A 15,144-nucleotide genomic window follows, 5' to 3' on the forward strand; every position below is an offset into this window, starting at 1 on the left:
TCAGGCACAAAAAAGGGCGAACCTGTGAGGGTTCGCCCTTTTTGCGTTTGCCGTCAGCCCGTTACAGCTTGGCTTGCAGCAACGCCTCGAGTTTTTCCTGGTCGCGGGCAAACTGACGGATGCCTTCGGCCAGTTTCTCGGTGGCCATCGCATCTTCGTTGGACAACCAGCGGAATTGCGATTCGTTGAGGCTCAGGCGTGCTTCGCCCGCGTGCCCCGGAGCCAGTTTGCGCTCCAGTTTGCCGGTGTCTGCCGCCAGCTTGTCGATCAGGTCCGGGCTGATGGTCAGGCGGTCGCAGCCGGCCAGTTGCTCGATCTGATTGAGGTTGCGGAAGCTCGCGCCCATGACCACGGTCTTGTAGTCATTGGCCTTGTAGTAGTTGTAGATGCGCGTCACCGACTGCACGCCCGGATCATCGGCGCCGGTGTAGTCGTTGCCGTTGGCCTTTTTGTACCAGTCGTAGATGCGACCCACGAACGGCGAAATCAGGAACACGCCGGCATCGGCGCAAGCGGCGGCCTGAGCGAAGGAGAACAGCAGGGTCAGGTTGGTCTGGATGCCTTCCTTCTCCAGCACTTCGGCGGCGCGGATGCCTTCCCAGGTGGAAGCGATCTTGATCAGCACGCGGTCGCGGCCAACGCCGGCCTTGTCGTACAGCTCGATCAGACGGTGCGCACGCTTGAGCATCGCGTCCTTGTCGAACGACAGGCGGGCATCCACTTCGGTGGAGATGCGGCCCGGGATCACTTTGAGGATTTCCTGACCCACTGCGACGCCAAAACGGTCGCTGGCCAGGCCAACATCGCCCTTGCAGTCGCGAACAGCGGCGTTCAGCAGCTCGGCATAGGCCGGAATGGCCGCTGCCTTGAGCAGCAGGGAAGGGTTGGTGGTGGCGTCGACCGGCTTGACCCGGGCAATCGCTTCGAAGTCGCCGGTGTCGGCAACCACGGTGGTGAACTGTTTGAGTTGTTCCAGCTTGGAAGTCATGAGCGTGCTCTGTCCTATGGGTCTGACGACATTACCCGAGCGCTGACAGCCACTCAAGGGCATGTGGATGTATCGATAGCCCCGCAGGCAACAACCTGAAAACGGCTGTTTGAAAGGGCGGGGCGCGGTATCGATAGATACGATGCCAAATCGCGGCACAGGTTCAAAGCAACTGACTGATGAATGTGGACGCTACTCGGACTCCAGTTGCGTCCTGGCGGCCGCTTCCGCCGGTTTTGGTTGCCCGCCTGCGGTCTGCAAACCGAAGTTCTTTTCCCGGTCATCGCTGCCCGCATCATTGTTTTTCCACTCGTAGATCGACGTCAGTGGAATCTGCAGCCGTTTCACATCGGCAATGAACGCCGCGACTTTGGTGGCCTGCCCGTCGGGACCGCCGTTGGAGGCCAGTGCCGAAATCCCCCATTCACTGATGACGCCCGGCAGGTGGAAATTCTGCTGGATGAAGGTCTGCGCATTGCCGATCTGCGTCGCCGTCATGCCATAGGGATGGTAGGAAATGGCACTCAGGCATTTGGGGTACGCACCGAGAATGCTGTTCAGCGCCACGGTTGAAGCCGAACCGGCGCTCGGTGGCCGGGCGAAGCCGAAACCGATCACGGGAGTGCTGGTGGGATTGTCTTGCAGCGCCTTGCACATGGCGCTCATGAACGGTGCAAACGTGGTGCTGAAATTACCCGTGGGCCAGTACGTGTCCAGATCCGGTTCATTCCAGACTTCAATCGCGACCAGTTGAGACCTATAGGTCTGCTCGAGGCTGTTCACTGCGCTGGCAAACGCCGTGCCCGCCGTGGTCGGGTCTGTCGACAGCGGTTTGATGGCGCGTACCGTCATCAGCACCGGCAACCCGGCGGATCCCGCAGCGGCAAACGCATCGCCGAGCTGTTTCTGATAGGTCTTGTCGCCGAGGCTGTCGCTCCACGCGCCCAGGCGCACGAAGCTGAAGCCGGCAGCCTTGATTTGCGCGGCATCGGAAGCCGAAAAACTCTGGACCTTGACCTGGATGCCGACCGTTCGGTGGGGCAGGGCGGGGAACAACTCGCTGGCATCAACCTGAGCCGTTGTGCCGAACAATAAAAGGGAAAGGGCGCCGAGACGTTTGAGATGTGCTGCTTTCATGCCTGCTCTCCTGATGAGACGTGACATCTAGCCAATGGTTTATCTCGTTACTTTCATGCGATGCCGAAAAGGCCGAAAAGTGCACGAATGTTATTTTTTGTCGGAAAACTTTCAGTGAAAGAAGCGCCGAAAATCACAGTTATTTTTAGTCCGGTAATTCTGGTTGGGTGACTTTTGGACCCCGTGGTACTTAATGCACCGGTACTAACAGGCGAAACTGTTTCCGAGTGCAGGAAAGTCCTGTGGATTCATTTAAGTCCACGGGACATGTTGGCCGATTGACATTACACGGGAAAGTAAACCTTGTTCAAAAAGATCCTTGTCGTCTGCGTCGGCAATATCTGCCGAAGTCCGACAGCAGAACTGTTGCTGCGTAACGCACTGGCGCCCTCGACGATCACGGTCGCCTCCGCAGGCTTGTCCGCAAGGGTTGGCGAGTCCATGGAGGCAACGGCCCGCAAGGTGCTGGAAGACCGTGGGCAGTGCGCCGAAGGCTTCAAGGCGCGGCAACTGACAGCGGACATCGTCAATGAGTCAGACCTGATTCTGGTCATGGAAAAAGAGCATGTAAAACAAGTACTGAAGATTGCCTCTCACGCCAGAGGCAAAGTGTTTCTTCTCGGCAAGTGGCAGAACGAACGAGAAATACAGGATCCGTATCGTCAAGGGCAGGCCGCTTTTATTCATGCCCATGCATTGATTGAAGATGCTGTTGGCTCCTGGGCACAGCGCCTCGGGCATTGATGAATATTCTTCAGAACAGTGAATGGTAAGAAAGACTTATGCAGTTACCGTCAGTAGTCGGCACCCGTGACAACGATCAAGACAGTATTGATCTTCTCGGCATATTCGGCAGTTTGATTGATCAGAAATGGTTGATCGGTGCCTTCACCGGCGCGTTCATGATGACCGGCGTCGCCTATGCGATTCTGGCCACACCGGTGTATCTGGCCAACGCGCTGGTACAGGTCGAGCCGAAAAAGAACGACATGCTCGGCTTCTCCGATCTCAACAGCATGCTCGGCGGTCAGTCGCCGTCCGTGACCGAGATCGGCATCATCAAATCCCGCGCGGTGATCGGCAAGACCGTCGACGATCTGCGCCTGGACATCGACGTCACCCCCAATACTTTCCCGGTGATTGGCGGCTTTCTCTCGCGCCGCTATCGCGGTGAAACCGAACTCAGCGTCGCGCCGCCACGTTTCGGGCTGAGCAGCTACGCCTGGGGCGGTGAGCGTCTGGAGTTCGCCCGGCTCGATCTGCCCAAAGAACTGCTGGGCAAGAAACTCAGCCTGATCGCCGGCGAGCAGCAGCGCTTCCAGTTGTTCGACGACAACGACAATCTGCTGGCAGAAGGTACTGCCGGTGAAGCCTTCGCACAGGATGGCGTAGAGGGGCAGATCACGCATTTGCAGGCCAACCCCGGCACCCGATTCGAAGTGGTGCGCTACCCACGAATCGTGACCATTCAGGGCTATCAGGACGCGCTGGATATTTCCGAGCAGGGCAAGGAGTCGGGGATTATCCGTCTGGCCCTGGCCAGCACCGACGCTGCCGAAGCGGTGAAGATCCTCAACAAGATCGCCTCGCTGTACGTGGACCAGAACGTACGCCGCACCTCGGCTGAAGCCGCGCAGAGCCTGGCCTTCCTGCAAAGCCAGTTGCCGCAGGTCAAACGCGACCTGGCCAAGGCCAGTGATGCGCTAAACGCCTACCAGACGCGCGGCAAGACCGTGAACATCTCCCTGGAAACCCAATCGGTGCTCGGCCAGTCCGTCGCCCTCGAAACGCGGATTTCCGAGCTGAAAATGCAGCAGGCGGAAATGGATCGCAAATTCACCAGACAGCATCCGGCCTATCGGGCACTGATGACCCAGATCGGTGAATTGACCCAGCAACAGAAGTCCCTGGAAGGCAAGGTTGGCGACCTGCCAGCCACGCAACAGGAACTGCTCAACCTGACCCGCGATGTCGAAGTGGCTTCGCAGATCTACACCCAGTTGCTGAACAAGTCCCAGGAGCTGGACATCATCCGCGCTGGCGCCGTGGGCAATGTGCGTCTGGTGGATTCGGCGGATGTCGACCTGACCAGTCCGGTCAAGCCGAAGAAAGCCCTGATCGTGCTGATCGCGACCTTCCTCGGTGCCTTCGTCGGCGTCGCCCTGGTGCTGTTGCGCAAGTCCCTGAGCAAGGGCCTGGAAGGGCCGGAAGCCATTGAGCAGCTCGGCTTGCCGGTCTACGCATCGATTCCTTACAGCGCCCTGCAACAGGAAGAGGACACCAAGAAAGTCCGCGCCAAAGTCACGGCGGACACACCGGCCTATCTGCTGGCCCTGCGCAATCCGACGGACCTGTCCATCGAGTCGATCCGCAGCCTGCGCACCTGCCTTCACTTTGCGGCGCTGGATTCGACCAACAACCGCATCATGATTTCCGGCCCGAGCCCGCAGGTCGGCAAGACGTTCGTGTCTTCCAACCTCGCGGCGGTCATGGCCCAGAGCGGCCAGCGCGTGGTGCTGATCGATGCCGACATGCGCAAGGGGCATCTGCACAAATCGCTGAACACACCGATTACCAACGGCTTGTCGGACTTGCTGGTCAAGCGCTGCACCCTGGAGCAGGCGATCAACAAGGTCGAAGTCGACAACCTGCATTTCATCAGCCGTGGTCAGGTGCCGCCCAATCCATCCGAGCTGTTGATGCACGCCAACTTCCGCGAACTGCTGGCAGAACTCAGCGAGCGTTACGACGTGGTGATCATCGATACGCCACCGCTGCTGGCGGTAACGGACGCGGCGATTGTCGGCCGTGAAGCGGGCATCAGCCTGATCGTCGCGCGCTTCGGGGTGAACCCGGCCAAAGAAGTCGAACTGACCATTCGCCGCTTCGCCCAGAACGGCATCGAGTTGAAAGGCGCGGTGTTCAACGGCGTCGAGAAGCGTGCCGCCAGTTATTACGGCAACGGCGGCTACGGCTATTACAACTACGAATACGCGTCCGACAAATCCTGAGTGTCAGCGATTGTTCTTACAGGCAACAAAGTGGGTGGGTTGTGAAAAAAATACTGCACGTGGCTGAAACGATAAAAGGTGGCGTCGCGACGGTGATCCGCACGATTTCGGCGTCCCCGGACGATGAGCAAGCCAACTACGAGCTGGTGTATCTGGTGCCGCAGGATCAGGAAAAGGAACTGCACGGCATCGCCCCGCAGCAGATCCGCACCTTCGAGCGAACCGGGCGCAATGTGCCGTCGTTGCTGCGTTTTGCCTGGCGACTGATGCAAGTGATGCTCAAGGAAAAACCTGATGTGGTGCACCTGCACAGCACGTTTTCCGGGGTGATCGGCCGTTGCGTGTGCGTGCTTTTGCGGCCGTGGCGCAAACCGAAAATCGTCTACTGCCCGCATGCCTTTTCGTTCCTGATGGAAAGCTCGCCGATCAAGCAGAAAGTCTATGCGTGGATCGAACGCGTGTTGCAGAAGGTCACCGACACGATCATTTGCGTCAGCCAGTACGAGCTGGACAAAGCCGCAGCGTTCGGCATCGAGCGCAAACGCATGCGGCTGATCTACAACGGTATTCATCCCAAGGATGACCAGCGCAAGGCCGAGGATCCACAGCCGATTCACCTCCTGTTCGTCGGCCGGCTCGACTATCAGAAAGGCTTCGACGTGCTGCTCAAGGCCTACGCCAAGACCGGACGCAACGACCTGAAACTGACGGTGGTCGGCAGTGCGGTCAACGAGGCAACGGTCGAGTGCCCGCCAATGGATGGCGTTCAGTACCTGCCGTGGGTCACGCCGGCCGAGGTCAACGCGCTGTATCAGCAGGCCGATGCGCTGATCGTCCCGAGTCGCTGGGAAGGCTTTGCCATGGTGCCGCTGGAAGGCATGGCGCTGGGCTTGCCGGTGATTGCCAGCGACTGCACGTCGCTGCCGGAGCTGGTGACCCACGGGGTATCCGGCTACGTGTTCCCCACCGGTGACCACCACGCGCTGGCCGATCGCCTGAAGCAGATCCAGAAACCCGCATTGTCAGCCCTCGGCATCGAAGGCCGGCGCATCGTCCGCGAGCGCTTCAGCGCCGCGTTGATGATCCGCCAGACCTACGACGTGTATTCCGCTCCCTCTTATTAAGTAGAACGCCGCTCATGAACGTAACGATTTTGCATGGCTACAGTGCCTCCAATTCCGGTGATGGTCTGCTGGTCGACCTGGCCATTGCGCTGGTGCAGCGCAACTTTGGCGAAGACACTTCGATCAGCGTGGTGGCCTCCGATCCGGATTCCTTCAAATACCTGCCGCACCCGCGCTTTGACGCGCCGGTCATGGCCGCCAAGGGCCTGGGCCGGGTCAAGCAGGCGGTATTCCTCAATCAGTCCTACGCCGGGTTGGCAGATCTGTTGAAGAAAACCGATCTGATCGTCGGCGTCGGCGGCGGCTATATGCGCTCCAAAAGCGCCTTCGAACACATCAAGCTGAAACTGGGCCACGCCAAGCAACTGGAAACGGCGATTCTCAGCAAAGTGCCGTCGGTGTACCTGCCGCAAAGCATCGGGCCGTTCCACGGCGACAGCGACAAGATTGTCGGCCACTACGCCAGCGCCGATGCGGTGTTCGTGCGCGATAACCGCTCCTCGGCGTTGTTCGATGCCTGCGAAAATGTCTACCGCGCACCGGACCTGGCGGTGCAGGCCCTGGCCGGCAAAATCCTGCAGCAACCCAAGTTCACCCGCTGCGCCTCGACGCCGGCCACGGTGTGCGTGGTGTTGCGCAAACCGCCGGCCTGGAGCAAGGAAAAGAAGCTCGCCTACGTGGCCAACCTGAAGGTGCTGCTGCAGCGTTTGAAGAACAAAAGCAAAGTGGTCTGCGCGGTGCAGAGCGCTGTGCGCGGTAACGATGACGGCGCGTTCTATCGCGAACTGGGCATCACCGAAGACCTGCTGTCGCTGAAGGCGACGATTGCCAAATATCAGCCGGACCTGGTGATTTCCGTGCGCCTGCACGGGGCGATCGAATCGCTGCTCTCCGGCGTGCCGGCGTACCACATCAGCTACGAGCGCAAAGGCTTCGGCGCCTATCAGGACATGGGCGTCGAGGACTGGGTCATCAACGGTGGCGACATCGATGTCGACACCATCATCGACACGGTTTACGCACCGAATGCGCTGTCGGATTTCGGCAAGCGCCTGACCGACACCTGCCGTGAAATCGAAGCCAAAACCGTGGCCATGGACGACATCATCAAGGGCGTCATTCGATGATATTCCGCTTGTTGCTGCGCGGCGGAGCACTGGGCGCGAAGTTCCTGCTGGTGCTCGCCATCACCCATTACCTCGGTTACGAGGCGCTGGGCTTTTACGGCGTGGTGGTCGCGGCGTCGTTGATCGCGTCGAAGTTCTACAGCGTCGGTTTCAGTTCCGAGATCAATCGGCTGATCAGTGTCGGCGGCAGTTCGAAGCGCGTGGTCGACAAGGTTCTGCTGCTGTATCTGGCCGTGGGGTTGCTGTTGTCGGTGCTGACGGTGCTGATCTATTCACTGTTCCAGCAGGTCGAGGCGACGGCGGCATTGATCGCCTGTGTGACCCTGGTACTGCTGACCGAGCACCTGTCCTTCGAGATCAACTCGTTCGTGTTTTCCGCGCAGAAAGCCACGGCGGGGGCGCTGCTGTTCTTCATCAAGACCGGCCTCTGGGCACTGCTGGCCGTGGGCGGGATGATGCTCGGTTGGGTGTCGGGGATCGCCAGTGTGTTATGGCTGTGGGTAATCGCTAACGTGCTGGTGATCGTTTCCGGTTACCTGATTGTGGTGAATGTCCATCGCGGGCGCGAAGAGGGGACGCTGGCGACGGCGACCGTGTGGAAAGCCGGGCTGCCGTTCTACCTGGGCACCGGCCTGATCGCCGTGAGTCAGTATGCCGAGCGCTTTCTGATCATCGACCTCGAACCTTACGCCAGCCTCGGTAAATACGTGTACGCGTGGTCGGCGGCCAACACCTTGCAGGCGCTGTCCTATGCGGTGGTGGCGGTGGTCGGCATTCCGGTGCTCGCCAAGCGTTATCAGGCCGATCAGCAACCGTTCACGGTCAGGCAGTTGTTCGTGAACAAATGGGTCGCGCGTTCGCTGGTGGTTTCAGTGGCAGTCGCGGTGGCGATTTATCTGTTCTTCAATGTCGTGCTCGATTACGTCGGTGCAGCGGTGCCGCGTCCGGACAATGGGATTCTTGGCGTGCTGATCTTTTCCTTCGCCCTACGCGCCATCGGCGACATCGTCTGGGGTGGTTTGATCGCTTCGAAAAACAGCCGGGTATCCCTCGCCAGTTCGGCCCTTTGCCTGCTGATTTCGGTACCGGTCAGTTACGTGCTGATCAAGCACTATTCGATCTACGGCGCGGCCTGGGGCAACGTCTTCGGGATCATCGTGCAGCTCGGCGTGATTGCGCTGCTGACCCGTGCCACGCGTGCGAAAAAGGCTGTCGTGTCATGGGCCTGAAACTGCCGTGCATCGAGTTTCGCGGCAGGAAACTCGATTCGTCGCTGTCGTTCCTGATCCTGTTCACCGGCCTGTTTCTGTCGGTGGCCATGCCGCTGCTGATCCCCCGGGATCCCGGCCCGGATGCGATGACGTTGTGGTCGTCCTATGCCCGGGCCGACAACTGCAATTTCTGGAACCCGTTCTCGCCGGATCGCTCGTCCTACGAGTGTTCGGCGTTCCTGCTGCGGCCCACCGGGATCAACCTGACCAACGCCTGGGCCTACGGGATGTTCTGCAATTTCTTCCTCACGGCGATTCCGGTGGTGGTGTTCCGGCGCATGCCTTTGGCGATCTTCGGCACCCTGTGCCTGTGGGGCGTGGTGCGCTCGTTCTTCCTGGAGAACCTGACCAAGGAAATCATCGTGTCGGTGGCGGTGCTGAGCATTCTGTTCAGCTCGCTGACGCGCAAATATCGTGGCGGGTTTTTCCTGTCGGCGGTGATCTACGGCGTACTGATCCGGCCCTACTGGATTCTGTTTTCGCTGTCCTGGGTCGGCGTCTGCATGATGAAGAAGTACGTGTCGCGCATGACCTTCTTCCTGATGCTGTTCCTGTTCTACCTGGCGGTGGCCATGGCCATCCAGTTGGCGCTGGGCTTTCCGGTGTCGTCGATTCGTGCCAGCAACAACGAGCTGCGCACGGCGGGCGAGGAGGGTTCCAAGTCGCTGATCGTCTCGTGGCTCAGCGGCAGTGACTTCGTTTCGCAGGCCCTGGACTCGATGATCATCTTCTTCCGCCTGTCGTTCCCGGTGGAGCTGATCCTGCTCTCCGGGCCGGGCCAGGTGATCTTCGTGGCGCTGATGATCATGACCGCGCTGTTGTTGTTCAAAGTCATCACTTCGACCGATTACAAAGGCGCGCCGATCCAGACCAAACCCAAGGAGTTGATCGCGATTCCCCTGGCGTTTCTGCTGGTTCAAGGCTTGTTCGAACCGGACTTCGGCTCGTTCGCCCGACACTTCTCGATGGTGGTGCCGGTGTTGTTCGTGGGCTTGGGGTTGATGCTGCGGGCGAACAAACCGGTGCGGGTCGAATCAAGAATTCTGAATTGAGGCGGGTGCTTTATGTCGAGCAAGAAAAAGTCGCTGGAGATCGAAACCCTGCGCGGGCTCGCTTGCCTGTTGCTGGTGCTCTACCACGTGATCGGCCCGCTGGGCGGCGGTTTGAAGATCGATATCGGCTCGCCGTTCCGGGTCATCGCCGATTCCATGGTGTACGTGCGCATGCCGCTGTTCACCTTTATCTCGGGCTACATCTATTCCATCTACAAGATTCGCGGCAATGACTTTTCGGCGTTCTTCACCGGCAAGGTGCGGCGGCTGATCGTGCCGCTGTTTTGCGTGGGTGTGCCGTTCTCGGTGTTGCAGGCGGTGGGCCCGGGCGTCAACAAGGACGTCGGTGTGATCGATGCGCTGTTGTCGTTCTATGTACCGGTGAACCACTTCTGGTTCCTGCAGGCGGTGTTCATCATTTTCATGTTTGTCGGCCTGCTGGAGTGGCGTGGTTTGTTGCGCTCGGCGACGCGTCTGTACCTGCTGTTCGCGTTTTCCGCCGCAGTATTTCTGTTGCCGCCGTTCAAGTTCGATGCGTTCGGCATCAACGGTGCGACCTATCTGTTGCCGTTTTTTGTGGCGGGGATGATCGGCCAGGAAAATGTCAGTGCGTTGAAGCAACGGTTCAAAGTCGTCGGCCCGTTGGTGTTCGTGCTGATTTCGTTGACGCTGTTGTACATCGCATCGCTGGACCGTGAGCTGATCATCGATCGCCGCAGTCTGATCGGCCTGACGGTTGGATGCGTGTCCTGCTTCGCACTGCTGTCGAGTGACATGCGTTCGAAGGCGCTGACCTGGCTCGGTGGTTACTCTTACGCGATTTTCCTGTTTCATGTGTTGTTCGCCGCCACCTCGCGCTCGGTGCTCGGGCGTCTGGGCATCAAGGACGAAAGCGTGCTGGTGTTCTGCGGCGTGGCGTGCGGCTTGCTCGGGCCGGTGCTGCTGTCGACGATCTTCAGCCGGTTCAACTTCACTTCGGTGTTGTTTCTGGGTGAGCGTGCGGCGACGAAAAAAACGGCGGGGAATGTCTCCCCGGCACAGGTTTCGGCTAAAGGAAGTGCCTGATGGTTGCAGTGGATGACGCAGCGCCGGTCGCGGCGTCGGTGGTTGAAGTCGGCGATGCTCGCGAGCGTTTTGCCCAGTGGCGTGAAGGCAAGGCCGGAAAGGTTTTGTCGGTCTCGGTGATCGGCGACAGCTACAGCGCCGGGCAGGATTTCTACCTGAACAAACTGGTGCAGCGGCTGGTCGGCGAGGTCGGTTTTGCCGGCCCCGGTTATGTCGGTTTCAACCATGGCGCGGCGCTGGGCGGCAGCCATTTCAAGTACACCCGCAGCAGTGAAAAATACTTCGGCGGCGACTGGAAGGTGTCGAACCTCGGCGCGGCCAGTCCCGACAGCCGTACCGTGACCGGAAGTCCCGGTGCATGGCTGCAGGTCGATGCGCATCCGAGCGAAGCGATAAACACCGCTGTCACCCAGGCAAAGTTACTTTATCTGGGCAGCAGCGAATCCAGTGAACTGCGCTATCGCTGGGCACCCTCGCAATCCTGGCAGCCGTTGAAGTTAAGCGGCGTCGGTGTTCAGGAAGTCCCATTGTCAGGTACATCCGCCGCGACGGACTGGTCCTTCAGGCTGGAGGTGGTGAAAGGCGCGCCAACCCTGTTCGGTCTGTGGATGAGCAACGATCAGGCAGGTTTGCGCGTGTCGAAACTGGCGGCGTCGGGCGCCGCATCCGGCGATTTCTATCATGCCGACGGTCAGTGGCAGACCCAGTGGAAAACGGTGGTCTCGAAGATTCCGGCTGACATCTACCTGATCATGCTCGGCGGCAACGATCAGGGTTTCGGCGTGAAGCCCGAGCAGTACCTGAAGAACGTTCAGGGGCTGGTCGGAATGATCCGCGAGACTCAGCCGGCAGCAAGCGTCAACCTGATCATGCGCCAGGACACCACGCGTTCCAGCGCCTATCCAATGTCGGCCTACGCGCAGGTTCTGGAGCCCTGGGCTCGCGAGCAGCATCTGGGTTTCGCCAATCTGCAATGCGCGTTCGGTACGGACGTCAAACGTTATGCGGCGGCGATGATCGGCCCGGACAAAATACATCCGGTGCCGGCCACTGGAGGGAAGGTGATTGCCGATTACTTCTATCGGATGATCGTCGGCGGCAACCACGGGACTTCATGCGGCGCCGCCTCGGAATAAGAACTCAACCCTTGTCGAAGGTGTCCACGTGACCCAGAAGCTCTGCGGTCTTCTGCGGCATCAACTGCGTCAGGCAACGGGTCTCCACATTGATGATGATCGCCGGCTCGTTGCAGCAGAGGCGCACGCGGAATCGCCAGTCGCCGAGAATCACTTTCAGGCCGTCGCGGTCATCGACCTCCAGCGCCTGCTCACCATAGATCCGTTTCAAATGAGCGAGCAGGGGATAGGGATCGCGCAGCGGCCGGCGAATGTCCCCGGACGATGGAAACATGCCGATCCGCTCCACCAGCAGGATGGTTCCGAGCCAGGATTCGTTGGCGCTGGGCAACGGCTGATGACGAGACAACCAGCTCATCACCCCGAGGTTATCCACCTCCCGTTCAATGTCTGTCGAATGTTGTGCGATGTTCATGGTTGCCTCGCCGGATGTGGGTGGGGCGCCTTTCAGCGGCCCTTGAGGTAGACGTTGTCGTAGCAGAAGTTGGTCGCTTGCAGGTAACCCTCGGCGTCGCCGCAGTCAAAGCGCAGGCCCTTGAATTTGTAGGCCAGCACGCAACCGTTCTGCGCCTGTTTCATCAGGGCGTCGGTGATCTGGATTTCCCCGCCCTTGCCGGGCTCGGTGTCGGCGATCAGGTCGAAGATGTCGGGCGTCAGAATGTAGCGGCCAATGATTGCCAGGTTCGATGGGGCGTCCTGCGGCGCGGGTTTTTCGACCATGTGATTGACCCGGTAGATGCCCTCGGAAATCGCCTCGCCGGCGATCACGCCGTACTTGTGGGTCTGGTCACGCGGGACTTCCTGGATGGCCACGATCGAGCAGCGGAATTTCTTGTAGAGCTCGATCATCTGCGTGAGCACACCGTCACCTTCCAGGTTCAGGCACAGGTCGTCGGCCAGCACCACGGCGAAGGGCTCGTCGCCGATCAGCGGGCGACCGCTGAGGATCGCGTGGCCCAGGCCTTTCATTTCCACCTGACGGGTGTAGGAGAAGGTGCAGGTGTCGATCAGTTCGCGAGTGCCGGCCAGGAACTTCTCTTTTTCGGTGCCGCGAATCTGGTGTTCGAGTTCGTAGCTGATGTCGAAGTGGTCTTCCAGTGCGCGCTTGCCCCGACCGGTGACGATCGCCATGTGCTGCAGGCCGGCGTCCCGCGCTTCTTCAACGGCGTATTCGATCAACGGCTTGTTGACGATCGGCAGCATCTCTTTCGGCATGGCTTTGGTGGCCGGCAAGAAACGCGTGCCGTAGCCGGCAGCGGGGAACAAACATTTACGAATCATAGAAGTTTCCTGGACATTCATGGCATACAGCCATCGGTTACATTGCAATAAGGAAAAGTTGCAAGTTGATGAAGCTGTACTTTAATACCTGAGTCAGGTTATGAGTGACAACGTTAGCTTAGTGTAAAAGGGGGTAATGTTATTAGATGTCGGCTTGATAAATAACAGTTATTTTTAGTCGGTATCCGTTGATAGTGGTGAAAGTGCGGGAGTGCTAATAAGTACCGGGCAATACAGTTTGGCCCTTAAAAATATTTTTGGCCAGCGATGGAACTGTTTTTGTTTTGGGTTGTTGTCGCCCTGTTTGTGTGAAGCAAGACACACATTAAACAAGTTGGGCTTGACACGCTAGTTGGCACTTTTTCCACTATGGACCGCGCTATGAAGATTCTGGTAACGGGTGGCGCCGGGTATATCGGCTCGCACACCACACTCGCATTGCTTGAAGCAGGTTATGAAGTTGTCGTTCTGGATAATCTTTGCAACAGCAGCGACGCGGCACTCCACGCCGTGGAAGGCATTTGCGGCAAAAGTGCGCTGATGATTCGCGGCGATGTGTGCGACCGGGCGTTGCTGGACCGGATATTCCAGCAGCATTCAATTGATGCCGTCCTGCATTTTGCCGGGCTTAAAGCGGTCGGCGAGAGCGTGCGCAAGCCGCTGGAGTATTACGAAACCAACGTCAGCGGCAGCATCACGCTGTGCCAGGCGATGGCGGCGGCGGGGGTCTTCCGGCTGGTGTTCAGCTCTTCGGCCACGGTGTACGGCGAGCCTGAGCAGATGCCGATCCGCGAGGATTTTCCTACCGGCATTCCGACCAATCCCTACGGCCAATCCAAGCTGATCGTCGAAAACGTGCTGCGCGACCTGAGCCAGGCCGAGCCGCGCTGGAGCATCGCGCTGCTGCGCTACTTCAACCCGATCGGCGCCCATGCCAGCGGCCATATGGGCGAAGACCCGAGCGGCATCCCCAATAACCTGCTGCCGTACATCAGCCAGGTCGCGGTCGGCAGCCTGCAGGAGTTGTCGGTCTTCGGCGACGATTACCCAACGGCAGACGGCACCGGCGTGCGTGATTACATCCACGTCGTCGACCTGGCGGACGGGCACCTGAAGGCCTTGCAGGCCATCGACGGGCGCACCGGCATTCATACCTGGAACCTCGGCACCGGCGACGGTTACAGCGTGATGCAAGTGCTGCGAGCCTTCGAACAGGCGTGCGGCAAGCCAGTGCCGTTTCGGGTGATGCCACGGCGTTCGGGCGATATTGCCGAGAGTTGGGCCGACGCTTCCAAAGCGGAAAAAGAACTGGGCTGGAAAGCCACACGCAACTTGCAGGACATGGTTACCGATACCTGGCGCTGGCAATCGAATCATCCCAACGGCTATCAGGAATGATGGCCTTTTAGTCCAATGTTATTTTCGGTCAGGTTGTTAGATATCGTCGGGAAATTACACTGGCAATGCCTTTTGCAAGTCCGTAGATATAAACCTGCCGTTCGACTTTTATCAGTTGCGTAGGACTGTGAAAGAACAACGGATCTTGTTCGCGCTTTTTGCGACTTGAACTCTACCACCTCTAACGAAACACCCGATGTAACGGTGCAATGTTAGAAAGGAGTTGATATGAAAAAAGTGATGGCGATTGCCTTGTTGACGATGTTGAGCAACTGGGCATCCGCAGCTGAAGCGCCGCTTACTGCGGTGACCAATGTATCGGGCAGTGTCGCGGCTTCTACAGCGCCTGCTGCCAGTACTGCAATGGTTGCCAGTGCCGTAGCGGCGTCCAACAGTGGTGGAAGTGCCAACGGCGGTACAACGGGTACCACCGGTACCACGGGTACAACCGGCACGCACAACTAACTGAAGTAACTGTTGGTGCAGTACAAGGTCGCCCGACGAAAGTCGGGTGACTTTGTTTTGGATTCGCCCTTGAATAGCGTAGTGCCATT

General features: G+C 59.0%; 14 protein-coding genes. 10 read left to right on the top strand and 4 right to left on the bottom strand.

Annotation, left to right across the window (positions count from 1 at the left end; translation table 11 throughout):
• Nucleotides 1-61 precede the first annotated feature (61 nt).
• Both tal and M5B44_RS25445 read right to left on the bottom strand, forming a co-directional pair.
• Nucleotides 62-988, bottom strand: a complete 927-nt coding sequence (gene tal / locus M5B44_RS25440; RefSeq protein ID WP_114884366.1) for a transaldolase — start codon at nucleotides 986-988, stop codon at nucleotides 62-64.
• Nucleotides 989-1,180: 192 nt separating this feature from the next.
• Nucleotides 1,181-2,125: a glycosyl hydrolase family 5 gene (locus M5B44_RS25445; protein WP_248740923.1), complete on the bottom strand. Its 945-nt coding sequence runs from the start codon at nucleotides 2,123-2,125 to the stop codon at nucleotides 1,181-1,183.
• Nucleotides 2,126-2,428: 303 nt separating this feature from the next.
• Here M5B44_RS25445 and M5B44_RS25450 point away from each other — a divergent pair, with 303 nt between their 5' ends.
• Genes M5B44_RS25450 through M5B44_RS25485 form a run of 8 tightly spaced genes read left to right on the top strand, consistent with a single transcriptional unit; the run spans nucleotide 2,429 to nucleotide 11,911 of the window.
• Nucleotides 2,429-2,869: a low molecular weight protein-tyrosine-phosphatase gene (locus M5B44_RS25450; RefSeq protein WP_085713166.1), complete on the top strand. Its 441-nt coding sequence runs from the start codon at nucleotides 2,429-2,431 to the stop codon at nucleotides 2,867-2,869.
• Between the two features lie 38 nt (nucleotides 2,870-2,907).
• On the top strand, nucleotides 2,908-5,136 hold the full coding sequence (locus tag M5B44_RS25455) for a polysaccharide biosynthesis tyrosine autokinase (protein WP_248740924.1): 2,229 nt from the start codon (nucleotides 2,908-2,910) through the stop codon (nucleotides 5,134-5,136).
• A gap of 41 nt (nucleotides 5,137-5,177) precedes the next feature.
• On the top strand, nucleotides 5,178-6,260 hold the full coding sequence (locus M5B44_RS25460) for a glycosyltransferase (RefSeq protein WP_318653959.1): 1,083 nt from the start codon (nucleotides 5,178-5,180) through the stop codon (nucleotides 6,258-6,260).
• 14 nt (nucleotides 6,261-6,274) lie between these two features.
• The gene (locus M5B44_RS25465; RefSeq protein ID WP_248740926.1) at nucleotides 6,275-7,387 is read left to right on the top strand and encodes a polysaccharide pyruvyl transferase family protein; all 1,113 of its coding nucleotides are present in this window, start codon (nucleotides 6,275-6,277) and stop codon (nucleotides 7,385-7,387) included.
• Nucleotides 7,384-8,616, top strand: coding sequence for a phosphoribosylaminoimidazole carboxylase (locus tag M5B44_RS25470; protein WP_248740927.1), 1,233 nt, complete (start codon nucleotides 7,384-7,386; stop codon nucleotides 8,614-8,616). Before M5B44_RS25465 ends, M5B44_RS25470 begins: the two co-directional genes overlap by 4 nt.
• The gene (locus tag M5B44_RS25475) at nucleotides 8,607-9,710 is read left to right on the top strand and encodes a hypothetical protein (protein WP_248740928.1); all 1,104 of its coding nucleotides are present in this window, start codon (nucleotides 8,607-8,609) and stop codon (nucleotides 9,708-9,710) included. Before M5B44_RS25470 ends, M5B44_RS25475 begins: the two co-directional genes overlap by 10 nt.
• Nucleotides 9,711-9,722: 12 nt before the next feature.
• Entirely contained in the window at nucleotides 9,723-10,775 is a 1,053-nt protein-coding gene (locus tag M5B44_RS25480) for an acyltransferase family protein (RefSeq protein WP_248740929.1), read from the top strand.
• Entirely contained in the window at nucleotides 10,775-11,911 is a 1,137-nt protein-coding gene (locus M5B44_RS25485; RefSeq protein WP_248740930.1) for an SGNH/GDSL hydrolase family protein, read from the top strand. Before M5B44_RS25480 ends, M5B44_RS25485 begins: the two co-directional genes overlap by 1 nt.
• Before the next feature lie 4 nt (nucleotides 11,912-11,915).
• Here the strand turns inward: M5B44_RS25485 and M5B44_RS25490 are convergent, their stop codons facing one another.
• Entirely contained in the window at nucleotides 11,916-12,326 is a 411-nt protein-coding gene (locus M5B44_RS25490) for a mannose-1-phosphate guanylyltransferase (RefSeq protein ID WP_134827554.1), read from the bottom strand.
• A gap of 32 nt (nucleotides 12,327-12,358) precedes the next feature.
• Nucleotides 12,359-13,192, bottom strand: a complete 834-nt coding sequence (gene galU, locus M5B44_RS25495; RefSeq protein ID WP_007951629.1) for a UTP--glucose-1-phosphate uridylyltransferase GalU — start codon at nucleotides 13,190-13,192, stop codon at nucleotides 12,359-12,361.
• Nucleotides 13,193-13,573: 381 nt separating this feature from the next.
• Here galU and galE point away from each other — a divergent pair, with 381 nt between their 5' ends.
• On the top strand, nucleotides 13,574-14,590 hold the full coding sequence (galE, locus tag M5B44_RS25500) for a UDP-glucose 4-epimerase GalE (protein ID WP_248740931.1): 1,017 nt from the start codon (nucleotides 13,574-13,576) through the stop codon (nucleotides 14,588-14,590).
• 228 nt (nucleotides 14,591-14,818) lie between these two features.
• The gene (locus M5B44_RS25505) at nucleotides 14,819-15,055 is read left to right on the top strand and encodes a hypothetical protein (RefSeq protein WP_003226528.1); all 237 of its coding nucleotides are present in this window, start codon (nucleotides 14,819-14,821) and stop codon (nucleotides 15,053-15,055) included.
• Nucleotides 15,056-15,144: the final 89 nt, after the last annotated feature.

This window comes from Pseudomonas sp. MWU12-2029, from assembly GCF_023242425.1.
Taxonomy (GTDB): Bacteria; Pseudomonadota; Gammaproteobacteria; order Pseudomonadales; family Pseudomonadaceae; genus Aquipseudomonas; species Aquipseudomonas kribbensis.

Excerpts from the sequence above, each read along its gene's own strand:
- galU (WP_007951629.1), bottom strand. The coding sequence starts at position 13,192 with ATGATTCGTAAATGTTTGTTCCCCGCTGCCGGCTACGGCACGCGTTTC.
- M5B44_RS25470 (WP_248740927.1), top strand. The coding sequence starts at position 7,384 with ATGATATTCCGCTTGTTGCTGCGCGGCGGAGCACTGGGCGCGAAGTTC.
- M5B44_RS25465 (WP_248740926.1), top strand. The coding sequence starts at position 6,275 with ATGAACGTAACGATTTTGCATGGCTACAGTGCCTCCAATTCCGGTGAT.
- tal (WP_114884366.1), bottom strand. The coding sequence starts at position 988 with ATGACTTCCAAGCTGGAACAACTCAAACAGTTCACCACCGTGGTTGCC.
- M5B44_RS25445 (WP_248740923.1), bottom strand. The coding sequence starts at position 2,125 with ATGAAAGCAGCACATCTCAAACGTCTCGGCGCCCTTTCCCTTTTATTG.
- M5B44_RS25505 (WP_003226528.1), top strand. The coding sequence starts at position 14,819 with ATGAAAAAAGTGATGGCGATTGCCTTGTTGACGATGTTGAGCAACTGG.
- M5B44_RS25455 (WP_248740924.1), top strand. The coding sequence starts at position 2,908 with ATGCAGTTACCGTCAGTAGTCGGCACCCGTGACAACGATCAAGACAGT.
- M5B44_RS25490 (WP_134827554.1), bottom strand. The coding sequence starts at position 12,326 with ATGAACATCGCACAACATTCGACAGACATTGAACGGGAGGTGGATAAC.
- M5B44_RS25480 (WP_248740929.1), top strand. The coding sequence starts at position 9,723 with ATGTCGAGCAAGAAAAAGTCGCTGGAGATCGAAACCCTGCGCGGGCTC.
- M5B44_RS25485 (WP_248740930.1), top strand. The coding sequence starts at position 10,775 with ATGGTTGCAGTGGATGACGCAGCGCCGGTCGCGGCGTCGGTGGTTGAA.
- galE (WP_248740931.1), top strand. The coding sequence starts at position 13,574 with ATGAAGATTCTGGTAACGGGTGGCGCCGGGTATATCGGCTCGCACACC.
- M5B44_RS25475 (WP_248740928.1), top strand. The coding sequence starts at position 8,607 with ATGGGCCTGAAACTGCCGTGCATCGAGTTTCGCGGCAGGAAACTCGAT.